This is a genomic window from Fictibacillus solisalsi (assembly GCF_900103485.1).
GTDB lineage: Bacteria > Bacillota > Bacilli > Bacillales > Fictibacillaceae > Fictibacillus_C > Fictibacillus_C solisalsi.
Genome location: NZ_FNHW01000001.1, coordinates 1,777,624 through 1,791,118 on the forward strand (window position 1 = coordinate 1,777,624; position 13,495 = coordinate 1,791,118).

A 13,495-nucleotide genomic window follows, 5' to 3' on the forward strand; every position below is an offset into this window, starting at 1 on the left:
CCTCCTGCTATCGAATCATTAATGATAGATTGCCGGCAGCAACGATAACAGTGACAGCGATAAAGAACATGATGGATACCGTCGCAAGTGCCGCAAAGATATAAAATACGCTCTTGCCGATAATGCCAAGACATTCAATGATCGGCCCGCCCCCCAGCGGCTGAAGAACGGCGGCAGCAAAGCTATAAATCAAACCGATGGCCAGTACTTTGACCGCCGGAAATACAGCCAGTAGAAAAAGAATTGCCACTCCGGTGATGCCGACCGTATTCTTGAGTAAAACAGAGGCGCTCATTACCGTATCGGTCGCATCGGTAAACATCCGTCCCACCACCGGAATAAAGTTGCCCGTGATAAACTTTGCGGTTTTCACTGTGATTCCGTCTGCCACTGCTGTCGTTGCCCCTTGAACAGAGATGACACTGAGAAATACGGTGAAAAACACAGCCAGCGCCCCCATGCCGATGGACCGGAGCAGCTTGGCCAGCTGGGTGACTTTATGGTGTTCGGACAACGTGCTGACAATGCTCAAGAGTGCCGAAAGAAACAACAGTGGAAGTATAAAGCTATTGATCAGGACGGAGCTTGAATTCACGAGAAACACAATAATGGGATGAAAAAAGGCAACGGATGTAATACTTCCCACCGTTGCCATGAGCGCCAGCAGGAGAGGCACTAGCGCGATCATAAAGTTCATCATGGTTTCGATGGCTTCCTTGGAATACTGCATGGCGACATGAAAGCTGTTCAGGGCCAGGATGATCAGAACCATATAAATAATTGCGTAAGCAACCTTGCTGACACTGTGATGCTCAAAGGCATTTTGTATCGTCTGCAACAGCATGCTGAACACTGTGAGCAGAATAAGCGTGCCGAGCAGCTTTCCCTGAACAAGAATTTCATAGAATAAGTATTTTATAATGCCAATGGCCCACGCCTTAATGCTAAACTCTTTTTCGCCCTTCACAAATTCAAGCAGGGAGCCTTTTTGTGTCTCCGGCAGGAACCCGCCATATTCGTTCATAATGGTTGTCCAATACTCTTTAATATCATCTATACCAAGCTTGGACAGCTGTTCGTTCATAATGTTCTCTGTGATTGAGGCTGCCTGGACGGTTTCCCCGCCGCAGTTCCACAGGTACAACCCCAAAAACAGGCAAAGCAGTACAGCCACCTTTTTAGGTTTTGTCTTTAACCATGCCGTCTTCCTCACCTCCTATCCGGGGATCAGGTTAATAACCGTTTCAATGATGATGGATAAAATAGGTAACGCCATTACCAGAATCAAAATTTTCCCCGCCAGTTCTATTTTTGCTGCTATAGCCCCCTGGCCTGCATCCTTTGTAATCTGTGCGCCAAATTCTGCGATGTACGCAATTCCGATAATTTTCATGATGGTTTCTACATACATCAAATTGATATGAGCTTCCTCCGCAAGGTGCTGAAGCATTCGTAGTACGAGGGCGATCTGATCGATTAAAAAAAGAAAAATAGAAATTCCGATAACGAGTGTCAGCAAAAAGGCAAAGGACGTTTTTTGTTCTTTTAGAATGAGGGCAAGAAACGTACCAATCAGGCCTAATCCGACAATTTGAAGAATTTCAATGTTGGATACCCCCTTCAATTTTGAAAAAGAAAAACGCCTTTCACTTTTTGGAATAAATCGTTCAAGAGTGAAATGACAATAAAAAGTGCGACGATAAAACCCAGCAGCGTAACCCAATTCGCATAATCTTCTTTACCCACCATTTTTAAAACACTGTGAAGCATCGCGACCACTATGCCAAGACCGGCGATTTGAAAGACGACATTCACGTCAAAACCCATCTGTTTTCCTCCCATGCCTACACCAGTAGAATTATGAGCAGCAGCCCCAACAGGATACCCAGGCTTTTATACATCTTTTCGTGTTTTAGCTGAGCTTCATTCGCTTCAGCAAGTTCCCGCTCCAAGTGAGCCAGCGCGAGGCGGATCTGTTTTTGCTGGTTTTCCCGGTCATGCCGTCCCAGCGTTGCTCCAAACTGTCTGAGGATCTCAATCTCTTCTTTCTTAAAAGATGAAGATGCTGATAAGTGGGACAAACCGTTTTCCCACGCTTCCTGTACAGATGATACGGATGCTTCAAGCGATTGGCCCGCATAAAGGAAAAATTCAGCCACCGGCCCGCTAAGCTGCCTACTAAGATGCAGAAACGCTTCATCCAAAGGAATAAGCCCATACATAATCTCAGCCTCGAGCGATTGCAGGCCGACTTTCAGCTGCCTGAGCTGCTTTGGCCGGTCACGCACCTTTTTGGCCAGTTCGAAGCCAATCCATGTGGTTGAAATAAAAATACAGACAGCACCAAGCCAGCTCATAGGCAACTGCTCCTTTGTTCCATCAGAAGGGGCTTCCGGTCCCTGTCGTAAACGCCCTGAACGGTTCCGGGTCTGCCTGTCCGAGTCAATTCCACGTACCGATCAAATAATTTCATTTCCGCAAGAGGGAAAATCGCGGGTCTCCTGAGAGCTTCCTCAAGTGAGTGCCCGTGAACAGTCATCATCATTTGTACACCCGCGTTCATCGCTTCGAGGATGGCGTCAACATCTTCTTTTCTGCCGATTTCATCCACAATCAAGACTTCCGGGCTCATCGAGCGGATCATCATCATCATTCCTTCGGCTTTCGGACAGGCGTCGAGAACATCCACCCGTTCACCCAGCACGAATTGCGGGATCCCCTTTACGCTTCCTGCAATCTCGGACCGCTCATCCACAATACCGACTTTACTTGAGGGAATATTCTTCGTACGGCAGCCGGCACTGGCTGTTCTGGCCAAATCCCGGAGCAAGGTGGTCTTACCGGTTTGCGGAGCTCCGACGATTAACGTGTTATGCCAGCGTCCTTCTTCGTAAAGCCTGGATACCAGTCGATCGGCACTACCAATTTTTTGTCTGGCGATTCGGATGTTGTAGGAACCGATATCCCGAATCGCTTTGACTTCTCCTTTTTCTGTGATCACCTTTCCTGCAAGTCCGACCCGATGCCCGCCCTTGATGGTGATATAGCCTCGTTTCAGTTCCTCTTCAAGGGCATAGAGGGAATACCGGCTCAGTTTATTAAGAAGCTGCACCCCATCTTCTGGCTGTATAATATATGGGCCGTTCCCTGCAAGGAGAAATTCCGGCCTTCCATTGATAATGAGTTCAAGCGGTTTCATCAAGCGGAACCGGATTTCTTCAATCCGCTCCTTACGCTCCTGCGGAAGCTGCCGGATAAGCTCTCCAACCGCTTCCGGCAATACGGCCAATACCTGTTCCAAGTGCACCACCCCAAAAAGAAATTGCTATTATACCTTATGGCTTGTCATCCCCCAATATGACTCCCGGCGACAAACAAAAAAGCTTCACTCCCTTAGGGAATGAAGCTTTAGATTCTTCTTTATCTTATGCTCTTGAAACATAATCTCCAGAACGTGTATCAATGATTAATCGGTCTCCCTGATTGATGAAGAAAGGCACTTGAACGATTAAACCTGTTTCAAGTGTAGCCGGTTTTGAACCACCGGAAGCTGTGTCTCCTTTGATTCCTGGTTCGGTTTCTGTTACTTCAAGTTCAACCGTGTTTGGCAGCTCAACCCCTATGGTTTCTCCTTGATATTGCATGATTTGGACCACCATGTTTTCAAGCAAAAACTTCAATTCGTGCTCAAGTTGTGCAGAGGAAAGTTCGGTTTGCTCATACGTTTCGTTATCCATGAACGTATGTGTGTCACCGGAAGCATACAAATATTGCATTCTACGGTTTTCAATGTGGGCTTTGGCTACTTTTTCACCGCCGCGGAATGTTTTTTCCTGAATGGATCCTGTACGAAGGTTACGAAGCTTGGAACGTACAAATGCAGCTCCTTTTCCTGGCTTCACGTGCTGGAACTCCATTACCTGCCAGATTCCGCCGTCTACCTCAATGGTCAAACCTGTTCTAAAATCGTTTACTGAAATCATCGTTTTTCCTCCTGATTATCTATCCTAAAATAAGAAGCTCTTTTGGAGAATGTGTCAGTGATTCGTTGCCTTCTTTCGTGATCACCGCATCATCTTCAATTCTTACCCCGCCAAGACCAGAAATATAGATGCCTGGTTCTACCGTTACAATCATTCCCGGCTCCAATACTACTTCCGAATGGAGCGCCAGACTTGGTCCCTCATGGACCTCAAGGCCTATCCCGTGTCCGGTGGAATGACCGAAATGCTTGCCATAGCCTTTTTCCGTGATATAATCCCTTGTTAAGGCGTCTGCCTGTCTACCTGTCATTCCCGGTCTAATCCCCTGCATACCCCTTGCTTGTGCTTCGTAAACCGTTTCATAAATGGTTTTAAGCTCTCCATTGATCTCACCAACAGCAACCGTTCGGGTAATATCTGAGCAATAGCCTTTATAGTATGCACCAAAATCAAGGGTGACCAATTCCCCTTCGCTGATTTTCTTCTCAGACGCCCTGCCATGCGGGAGCGCAGATCGATAACCAGAAGCAACGATAATATCGAAGGAAGAAGAATCCGCTCCATTTTTTCTCATAAAGAATTCAAGTTCATTAGAAACATCCAGCTCAGTGACTCCGGGTTTTATGTATGACGTGATATGCGAGAATGCCGCATCCGCGATTTGCGCAGCTTCCTTTAATATCTTAATCTCTGATTTATCCTTAATCAAGCGTAATTTTTCAATGAGACCCGAAACGGGTACAAGCTCTGTCCCAACACCGCTTGCGTACTTTTTGTAAGTTTTAAATCCTGCAAAGGTAAGGTGGTCCTGCTCAAACCCTGCTTTTTGTATGCCCATTTCCTTGAGCGCAGCAGCCACTGTTTCCTGTATCGACGTGCTGTGTCTGACGATTTCAAAATCATTGGCTTGCTCTGCCGCCTGATCAACATATCTGAAGTCAGTGATTAGCCTTGCTTCTTGTTCTGAGATCACAAGGACACCTGAACTTCCAGTAAAACCGCTGAGATACCGTCTGTTAATCGCGGATGTGACAATCAACCCGTCTATCTCATGGTTTTCAAAACCATTTCTGAGTTTCTCCAATTTTGCCATACCTTTTCCTCCCTGCCTCTATTTAATTACTCGCCAAGAATCGCCAATATAGCAAGCTCGTAGCCCTTTACACCAAGACCTGCGATCTGGCCTGCTGCAACTGGTGCTATAACGGAATGGTGGCGGAACTCTTCTCTTGCATGGATATTTGAAATATGTACCTCAATAACCGGGATATTCACACTTGCAATAGCGTCACGTATCGCATAACTATAATGAGTAAAGGCGCCTGCATTCAGCACAATACCTTGAAACTCATCCTCTGCTTCGTGAATCCAGTCCAGGATGTCACCTTCATGATTGCTTTGCCGGCAAACAGCGGAAGCTCCGTTTTCTTCTGCAAACGCAATAAGACGCTCTTCAATGGAGGTCAAGTCATTTTTCCCATAAATGCCGGGCTCTCTTTTGCCAAGCCTGTTTAAATTCGGGCCATTTACAACTAGTATACGTTTCATCGTTTGTCCCCTCAAAAAAATAGAATGTTCCAAGAACATTCTATCACACCCCTATTTTTTTGAATAGTTAGGTACTTTGTCCGTTTTTGGCCTGCTGTCGTTCCTGATATTCAAAGGAAATGGAATAGCCTACAAATACACCATACAAGATATACAGGCACAACGTGGTGGATATCGTGTTCCTGCCTATTTTATTCATTGGCTCGAGGCCGGGGAAAATGGGATGCAGCAAATAGAAAACCAGTATCCAAAGCAGAACTCCGAAGAAAATGCCGGCAAACTTACTTTTTATCCGAGAAAAAAGATACCGATAAACAATTGCGACCAATATGGAAAGCAGCGCAATGAGCACTATACCGATCAATTGCCCCAACCACTGGGTTTTCCATTTTCCCAATGCCCAGGGAGCAAGAATCAGAGCCGGACCAATTTTGGACAAGTTTAAGTAATATGCAAAAAAGCCGATGACCCCCCAGAACAGGCCTCCAAAAAAGCCTACACTGACCACCCTGCTCATGAAAGAACTTGGTTCATCCCGCTTATTTTTATCTCTGTTCATCTCATACATTATATAAGTACACCTCCCTATTTTAGTATGTCCCTTTTTCTTCATCTCTTATCACCATAGGTTCTATTAATATTCCGTGTTAAAACTGTATAAAATGGGAAAAATAAAGTTAAAGCACGATTGCCTAGAGGTTTATAGCGTTTTCCTGTAGAATTAAAGTTATAAACAATAAGGTAGAGGTGTAGAAATGACAGATCAGAAGAAACCGGCATACGGCGGCCAGGCAGTCGTTGAAGGGGTTATGTTTGCCGGCAAGCACACATACGTCACCGCCATCCGCAGAATTGATGACAGCATTGATTATTACGAAGTGATGAAACCATACAACCCGTGGATGAACAAAATAAAAAAAATTCCTTTCCTTCGTGGAATTGCAGCGATTCTGGAAGCCAGCTCCAACGGCACCAAGCATCTGAACTTTTCTACGGAGCGCTACAATGTAACACCTGGAGAGGAACTTAAAAAGGAAGAACCAGCTTCTTCCAAGGCTATGTTTATTTTTAGCCTGGCGGTCGTCGGCATACTAACTTTCCTCTTTGGAAAGTTTGTTTTCACTCTTGTACCCGTGTTCCTGGCAGAAGCTTTCCGGCCCTGGGTTCAAAGCCATGTGGGCCAAAACCTGCTGGAAGGGTTGTTCAAGTTTCTTTTTCTTCTCTCCTATATTTACTTTGTGTCGATGACTCCCACTGTAAAACGCGTATTCCAGTACCATGGGGCCGAACATAAAGTCATTAACGCCTATGAAAACGGCTATGAACTTACCGTGGAAAATGTCAAAAAGCAGTCACGCCTACATTACCGGTGCGGCAGCAGCTTTATACTGTTTACGGTAGTCGTCGGAGTGTTTGTCTATTTGTTTGTACCGTCTGACCCTCTGTGGCAGCGTGTGATATACCGGGTCGTCTTGATCCCTGTGGTCCTTGGCATCTCCTTTGAAGTCCTGCAGATCACAAACAAACTACGAAACATTCCTGTGTTGCGATATCTCGGATATCCGGGATTATGGCTTCAGCTTCTCACAACAAAGGAACCTGACCGAAAGCAAGCGGAAGTAGCGATTCTTTCTTTTACCGAAATGCTGAAGCGGGATGAGGAGCATGAAAAAAGAAAAATTGAAAACACTACTAAAATCGTTTAATTTTCCAAGGAGGTGAACCTGTTGCACCGAAGATCATTTCATCCAGTGATTTGGGTTATTATCGTGTTGGCAGTAGTTGGACTTGTTTCACAATTGTTTACTTCACCTCGAAATTTATTTACGCAGCTGCTTATGGCCGGCTTGGTCATAGCTGTCATCTATTTCATTTTCCAGCGGTTCCGTCCGGGGGAAAATGGAAAATATAAAAAGGCCGTCAAGCAGTCAAAACGGAGATACAGCCAAAGTGCGGCTCCGGTCAGAAAAAACACTTCGTCCAATAAACCGGCAGCCTTTAAAAAGCGGAGAAGAGAGCATAACCTTACCGTTATTGAAGGAAAGAAAAATAAGAAAAAAAATCGAGCTTCGTTCTAAGCTCGATTTTTTTGTGGTGTCCATATTTTTTTGCCTGCAATCCACCGGTTTAAAAATGCGGCTCCCTGCGAATAACCAAAATCCATGAGCGCATTTTTGGTTTCTCCCGTCAAATCAAAGTCAACCACAGAAATCTCTTTTACCGGTATGAAAATAATATCCCTGGCATCGTAGTTGGATATATGCCGGTTGTCGTGCGCTTCCATCATTGTCTGAAACAAGGCCTTAAACAGGTTAAACGCGTTGTTCACCTGATGGGCCTGGACCTTTCCATAGGAACTGCTTAGCTGAAACCCCAGGACAGGCCGCTCTGATGTCCGGTCTTTACGCTGAAACAGCCACATCGGGAAATTGCTCAACACACCCCCATCGACAATATAGCTTTTTTGACCAATCCGGTTGTAAAGTTTGATTGGATAAAAAAAGTATGGGATGCTGCAGCTCATCCGGACCGCACGGGCAATCGGAAACTTTTCTTTTAGCAAACCGTATTCCTGGAGATCATCTGGCAGCACCACCAGCCGGCCACGAGTGATATCCGAAGCTACTAATTTCAGCGAACCTTCGGGAATATCAGCAAAGGTCTCAATGCCCTTTGCCTTCAACAGCTCTTTTACCCACTTTTCAAGCGCATCCCCTTTGTAGAGCCCCAACTTCCAGTACACCTTCAGCCAGTTCATGAATGGCACAGGCACCAGCGATTTTTTTTCGTCCATAAATCGCTTGAGGTCGACCGTATGAATCAATGTTTTCATTTCACTTGAACTGTACCCCGCATTCAAAAGACAAGCGACCAGCGCTCCTGCACTTGTTCCTGCAATCCGTTGGAAAGAGATTCCCCGTTCTTCCGCTGCCTGAATGGCTCCGATCAATGCGATACCTTTAATACCACCGCCCGAAAATACGCAGTCAACCTTCATCATGCACTCCCCCCATCATTATCCTAATCATGAGGGGAAGTACAATATTCAATAAAAGGCAAAATAAAAACAACCACAACAGAGTTATGATTGTTCCTGATTTCTTTGCTGAACTTCTTTTAGTGCTTCAATCCGCTTCGGATCTTCCTCAAAATACTGCAAAAGATCTCCGATCCTGTCAATAGCATTCCAGCTCAGATGATGCTCGATGCCTTCCACATCTTCAAAAATATTTTCTTCATCAACGCCGATGACCTTGAGAAACCCTTCCAGCAGTTCATGCCGATAAACCAGGCGTTTCCCCAGCTTTTTTCCATTTGGCGTTAATACAAATCCGCGATACTTCTCATAAACGAGGTATTTTCCTTTATCCAGCTTTTGGATCATTTTCGTAACGGAGGAGGGGTGGACTTCCAGGCTTTCAGCAAGATCTGAAACCCTTGCGTATCCCTTTTCTTCAATTAATGCGTATATTCGTTCGATATAATCTTCCATGCTCGGTGTTGGGGGCATGCTGTTCCCTCCGATTCATTCTTTCACTGTTCTGTCTAAAATTTTACTATACAAAAGATAGTGTGACAAGGGAGTTTGGATTTTATGAGTCGCTGCGTAAAAAAAAGAGGCAGACCCTCAGGTCATACCTCTTCAATAAACTTACCGTTTACAGTCCGCATTTCAATTGCGTGTTGCAGTTTGTGCAGGTATTGCAGCCGCCGATTTCTTTAACTTTTCCTTTGCGGCATACAGGGCACGTATTGCCGACTTCGTTTCCGACCGTAACATCGGTGGACCGAAGATCCGTAATGGTGTCCACCAGCACTACCTTGCTTTTTTCCTCTTCTCCGAGATTCATCTCAGTTTGCTCAAAGGATTCCTCCGCTTTAAGAGTAAGCACTTGTGCATCACGGCTTCCGTCTACATAGACTGTTCCGCCTTTTGCTCCTCCCTTGTAGAGACGCTCGTACACTTTTTTCACTTGGTCCACAGAGTAGCCTTTTGGCGCGTTTACCGTTTTACTGATGGAGCTGTCCACCCAGTGTTGGATGACACATTGCGTATCCGCGTGTGCTTCCGGTGAAAGTTCCATGGCTGATACAAAGAATTCAGGCAGATTGTTTTCATCCGCCTCCGGGTTGCTGGCCAGGTATTCTTTTACTATGTCAGCCTTCACTTCAATAAATTTGCCTAAACGTCCGCTTCTGAAATAAGAGAAGGAGAAGTAAGGTTCTAATCCTGTGGAGACTCCAACCATGGTTCCTGTGCTTCCAGTTGGCGCCACAGTAAGCAAATGGGAGTTCCTGATGCCGTATTTCAAGATTCCTTGATGGATTTCTTCCGGCAGTTTTTTCATATAACCGGTCTTGATAAAATTTTCACGAAGCTGCTTTGTTTCTGCTTCTGTTTTGCCCACCAAGAACGGGAAGCTGCCTTTTTCTTTGGCCAGCTCAATGGATGTGCGGTAAGCGGTCGTTGCGATGGTTTCAAAGATTTTATCAACCATGGCATTCCCTTCTTTTGACCCGTACATCGTTTCGCAATAGATGAGAAGATCGTGAAGACCCATCACTCCAAGACCGACACGGCGCTCTCCAAGAGCTTGAATACGGTTCGGTTCAAGAAAATACGGAGTTGCATCAATTACGTTATCCTGCATCCGTACGCCGACTTCAACGGTGCGTTCCAGCTTCTCAAAATCAATCGTTTTATTCACCTTGTCCGCCATGTTGCCAAGGTTGACCGCAGCAAGGTTGCAGACAGAGTATGGTGCGAGAGGTTGCTCGCCACATGGGTTTGTTGCAACTACCTTCTGACCGTAGGCAACAGCATTGGTCATGTCGTTGGCATTATCGATAAAGAAGATACCAGGCTCAGCAGAATAAGTAGCACAAATGTTAATGAGATTCCAAAGCTCTCTTGCCTTAATGCGCTTGTAAACACGGATGCTGTAGCCTTTTTCTTCCCAGACACGAACATCCCCTGTTTCATGCCATTCTTCGTTGTAGGCCCTCATTTCTTCAGGCGTATAATTTTCAACATTCGGGAAGCGCAAAGCATATTCCGCATCCTTCTCTACGGCTTCCATAAAGTCTTTAGTAATGGTTACAGAGATGTTTGCCCCTGTAAGAAAATCCGGATTATGGACGCTGTATGTTCCGCCGTCACGAAGCATACGTTCCGCTTCGTGATGGACATCCGCATCAAATCCCCCTGTCCCCGGGATTTCTTTGTAACGGAGAATTCCCTCGTACATAGCTTTTTCCGTTGGAGTAAGCGGCGTAAACTTCAGCTTGTCCTGAGCCACCTGCTTAATCTTCTCATCCTCGGTGTTTTCAATAAGGTAGCGAAGAATTCTTGGGTTTTGCATTTTTGAAATGATGAAATCGATGATATCAGGGTGCCAGTCTGCAAGCATGATCATCTGAGCCCCCCTGCGGGACCCGCCCTGCTCGACCAGATGGGTTAGCTTTGCAATATCATCAAGCCATGAAACCGATCCGGACGATTTTCCGTTAACTCCCCGGGCAAGCGCGTTCTTCGGACGAAGGGTGGAACCGTTCGTTCCAACACCGCCTCCGCGGCTCATTATCTCCATAACCTGCTTGCGGTGATCAGAAATTCCTTCACGGGAGTCCTTCACATAAGGCATCACATAGCAGTTGAAGTACGTAACATCCGTTTCGGCCCCGGCACCGTAAAGAACACGGCCGGCAGGAATAAAATTCATCTCGGAAAGTTCCTTGTAGAACTTCTCAAACGATTCCTGGCGCTTTTCCTCGGTCGTTTCCACGCTTGCAAGCCCTGTTGCATTCCGCTTGGCAATCTGCTCATAAAAGATTTCAAGCGGCTTGTCCATCACATCAAGCGAACGGTTGATAATGCCTGATTCCGCTTCTTCCGGCTTGTCGAGCACGGCTTTAAATTCATCCTCCACCCGGACACGAGCTGTTTTCGCTTCCCAATCGATGCTTACGATGTATCCAAGCCCTCTTGCCGGGAACTTCGGGTCTTCTTTTACAGTCAGAACGACAAAGTCTCCTTCTTTTAACGTTTTCCTTTCCGTATCTTTAAAGCTGTACCTGTCCAGCATGACCAGCCGTGATACACCTTTATGTGCTGTTTTCATGTCGCTGCTTACCGGATGTACTTGAGGAAATTGCTCAATATCCTTATTCAGCATTTCAATGTTGATTCCTGAAGGGTCATGTACTGCTACTCCCATCATTCTCCTCCTCATTATTAAACTAGAAGATTCTATCTATATGTTGTATGTAGTTAAGTTACCACTATACTATATATAGGTAAACCTGTTGTCAAAATATTTATGTTGTCAAACTAGGAAAACCAAGCTTTCGTAAGAAAATCAGTGAACGAATTGTTTTTCCTGCATCAAACCGCCTTAAATCCTATAGATTTAAAGATTGAAAAATGGCCGCTTTTTAGGAACGTTGAAACAACAAGCATTTTGAAGTTGGGTCAGAAAAGCAAAAAAAATTTTTTCTGCTCTTGACATCCAAAAATAAAAACCGAGACAACAAAATCTTGTCCCGATTTTCGCCTTATCTTCTAAACGTCCACTCTTTGCTTCTATATCTTGTTTCTGCAATCTGTTCAACTTCTCTTTTTTGCTCGTCGCTTAACTCATATGGCTGCAAATTAAGATTCAAACCGGATTCAAACCCGTCATAAAAAGCTTGTTTGGCCTCTTCGGGCGTAACCGGTTTTTCACGAAGCTCATTCATCGCCACCGCTTTGCTTTTAAATGCTCTTTGCATTCTCTCCCTCACCCGGTCGCTTGGATAAACAAACAGGTCAAACAGCTTGTCTTCGTCAAGATCCAGCAAGATGGAACCGTGCTGTAGGATCACACCTTTTTGACGGGTTTGGGCGCTTCCGGCGACTTTTCGTCCTTCCACCACGAGCTCATACCAGGAAGGAGCGTCAAAACAGACAGCAGAGCGGGGATTTTTCAAGCCTGCTTTTTCTTCTTCCGTACGGGGAATGGCAAAATAGGCTTCGAGGCCTAGATTGCGAAATCCCTGCAGAATACCTTCAGAAATAACACGGTACGCCTCGGTTACCGTTTTTGGCATGTTGGGATGCTCTTCACTCACGATCACACTGTATGTAAGCTCTTTGTCATGAAGAACGCCGCGTCCGCCGGTTGGCCGGCGCACAAAACCGAGTCCGTATTGTTTTACCGCCTCTAGGTTAATTTCCTTCTCAGCTTTTTGAAAATAACCAATGGACAAGGTAGCGGGATTCCATCCATAAAACCGGATAACAGGGGGAATCTTTCCTTCGCTGTGCCATGTCAGCAACGCTTCATCCAACGCCATATTGTAGGCAGGATCGCAATTTCCTGAATCAATGAATAACCACTTTTCTCTTTCCATATAACTATCTCCTTTTTGATACCTTACTAGTTTATCAAAACTATAACTTCTGTCAAAACACAAAGTACTGCCAATTTTTAATATTATTCTTTTGATTCTGGACCTCGGTGAAGATATAATTAAAGGAGATATAAAAAAGGAGTGCAAGCATATGGAATGGATTATCGTTCTTGTCATTTTGGCAGCCATACTTGTTTATCTTGTTGTAACTGCCCTGAACCAAAAAAGATACTTAAAGACATTGAGTGAAGAGGAATTTAGAGCGGGCTACCGAAAAGCCCAGCTAATTGATGTGCGTGAACCGGATGAGTTCAAAAAAGGGCATATCCTTGGCGCCAGAAACATTCCCCTTACCCAGATGAAGCAGCGAAAAATGGAAATACGCCCGGACAAGCCGGTTTATCTATATTGCGAAAGCGGCATGCGCAGCGCCAGAGCGGCACAATTCTTGCGCAAAAACAAATATACAGATCTTTCTCAATTACGAGGCGGATTTAAAAAATGGACAGGCAAGGTAAAATCTTCATAAACAAAAATAAAAGGTTCGGGATTATTTTCCCGAACCTTTTTTC

General features: G+C 45.3%; 16 protein-coding genes. 3 read left to right on the plus strand and 13 right to left on the minus strand.

Annotation, left to right across the window (positions count from 1 at the left end; genetic code table 11):
• Positions 1–7 precede the first annotated feature (7 nt).
• From spoIIIAE to BLT53_RS09150, 9 genes are all read right to left on the minus strand, one after another.
• The gene (gene spoIIIAE / locus BLT53_RS09110) at positions 8–1,213 is read right to left on the minus strand and encodes a stage III sporulation protein AE (RefSeq protein ID WP_425284663.1); all 1,206 of its coding nucleotides are present in this window, start codon (positions 1,211–1,213) and stop codon (positions 8–10) included.
• Positions 1,214–1,216: 3 nt separating this feature from the next.
• Entirely contained in the window at positions 1,217–1,606 is a 390-nt protein-coding gene (gene spoIIIAD, locus BLT53_RS09115; RefSeq protein ID WP_090236803.1) for a stage III sporulation protein AD, read from the minus strand.
• Between the two features lie 14 nt (positions 1,607–1,620).
• Positions 1,621–1,827: a stage III sporulation protein AC gene (spoIIIAC, locus tag BLT53_RS09120; RefSeq protein WP_090234289.1), complete on the minus strand. Its 207-nt coding sequence runs from the start codon at positions 1,825–1,827 to the stop codon at positions 1,621–1,623.
• Positions 1,828–1,844: 17 nt separating this feature from the next.
• Positions 1,845–2,357, minus strand: a complete 513-nt coding sequence (spoIIIAB, locus tag BLT53_RS09125; RefSeq protein ID WP_090234291.1) for a stage III sporulation protein SpoIIIAB — start codon at positions 2,355–2,357, stop codon at positions 1,845–1,847.
• Complete coding sequence (gene spoIIIAA / locus BLT53_RS09130; protein WP_090234292.1) at positions 2,354–3,301, minus strand: stage III sporulation protein AA; 948 nt, start codon at positions 3,299–3,301, stop codon at positions 2,354–2,356. Before spoIIIAA ends, spoIIIAB begins: the two co-directional genes overlap by 4 nt.
• 124 nt (positions 3,302–3,425) lie before the next feature.
• Positions 3,426–3,983 carry an elongation factor P gene (efp, locus tag BLT53_RS09135; protein WP_090234293.1) on the minus strand — a complete coding sequence of 186 codons (558 nt, stop codon included), beginning with the start codon at positions 3,981–3,983 and terminating at the stop codon, positions 3,426–3,428.
• Positions 3,984–4,002: 19 nt separating this feature from the next.
• A complete protein-coding gene (locus BLT53_RS09140) occupies positions 4,003–5,076 on the minus strand; it encodes a M24 family metallopeptidase (protein WP_090234295.1) in 1,074 nt (357 codons plus the stop codon).
• A 26-nt stretch (positions 5,077–5,102) separates the two neighbouring features.
• Complete coding sequence (aroQ, locus tag BLT53_RS09145) at positions 5,103–5,531, minus strand: type II 3-dehydroquinate dehydratase (RefSeq protein ID WP_090236804.1); 429 nt, start codon at positions 5,529–5,531, stop codon at positions 5,103–5,105.
• A gap of 67 nt (positions 5,532–5,598) precedes the next feature.
• On the minus strand, positions 5,599–6,099 hold the full coding sequence (locus BLT53_RS09150; protein WP_090234296.1) for a YqhR family membrane protein: 501 nt from the start codon (positions 6,097–6,099) through the stop codon (positions 5,599–5,601).
• A gap of 187 nt (positions 6,100–6,286) precedes the next feature.
• On the opposite strand from BLT53_RS09150, the gene BLT53_RS09155 reads away from it, so the two are divergent.
• The gene (locus tag BLT53_RS09155; RefSeq protein WP_090234297.1) at positions 6,287–7,237 is read left to right on the plus strand and encodes a DUF1385 domain-containing protein; all 951 of its coding nucleotides are present in this window, start codon (positions 6,287–6,289) and stop codon (positions 7,235–7,237) included.
• Positions 7,238–7,249: 12 nt separating this feature from the next.
• Entirely contained in the window at positions 7,250–7,609 is a 360-nt protein-coding gene (locus tag BLT53_RS09160; RefSeq protein ID WP_244520385.1) for an SA1362 family protein, read from the plus strand.
• On the opposite strand, the gene BLT53_RS09165 is transcribed toward BLT53_RS09160, so the two are convergent.
• The 4 genes from BLT53_RS09165 to BLT53_RS09180 all read right to left on the minus strand — a co-directional run bounded on the left by BLT53_RS09165 (position 7,606) and on the right by BLT53_RS09180 (position 12,923).
• On the minus strand, positions 7,606–8,529 hold the full coding sequence (locus BLT53_RS09165) for a patatin-like phospholipase family protein (RefSeq protein WP_090234298.1): 924 nt from the start codon (positions 8,527–8,529) through the stop codon (positions 7,606–7,608). The two genes, BLT53_RS09160 and BLT53_RS09165, sit on opposite strands and share 4 nt — an antisense overlap.
• Before the next feature lie 84 nt (positions 8,530–8,613).
• Complete coding sequence (gene mntR, locus BLT53_RS09170; RefSeq protein WP_090234300.1) at positions 8,614–9,042, minus strand: transcriptional regulator MntR; 429 nt, start codon at positions 9,040–9,042, stop codon at positions 8,614–8,616.
• Between the two features lie 148 nt (positions 9,043–9,190).
• Positions 9,191–11,749 (minus strand): vitamin B12-dependent ribonucleotide reductase, encoded by a 2,559-nt coding sequence (locus BLT53_RS09175; protein ID WP_090234301.1) that lies wholly within the window; start codon positions 11,747–11,749, stop codon positions 9,191–9,193.
• A 337-nt stretch (positions 11,750–12,086) separates the two neighbouring features.
• Complete coding sequence (locus tag BLT53_RS09180) at positions 12,087–12,923, minus strand: lipoate--protein ligase family protein (protein ID WP_090234302.1); 837 nt, start codon at positions 12,921–12,923, stop codon at positions 12,087–12,089.
• Between the two features lie 151 nt (positions 12,924–13,074).
• Between BLT53_RS09180 and BLT53_RS09185 the strand changes: the two genes are divergently transcribed.
• Positions 13,075–13,452 carry a rhodanese-like domain-containing protein gene (locus BLT53_RS09185; RefSeq protein WP_090234304.1) on the plus strand — a complete coding sequence of 126 codons (378 nt, stop codon included), beginning with the start codon at positions 13,075–13,077 and terminating at the stop codon, positions 13,450–13,452.
• The last annotated feature ends 43 nt before the right edge of the window (positions 13,453–13,495 follow it).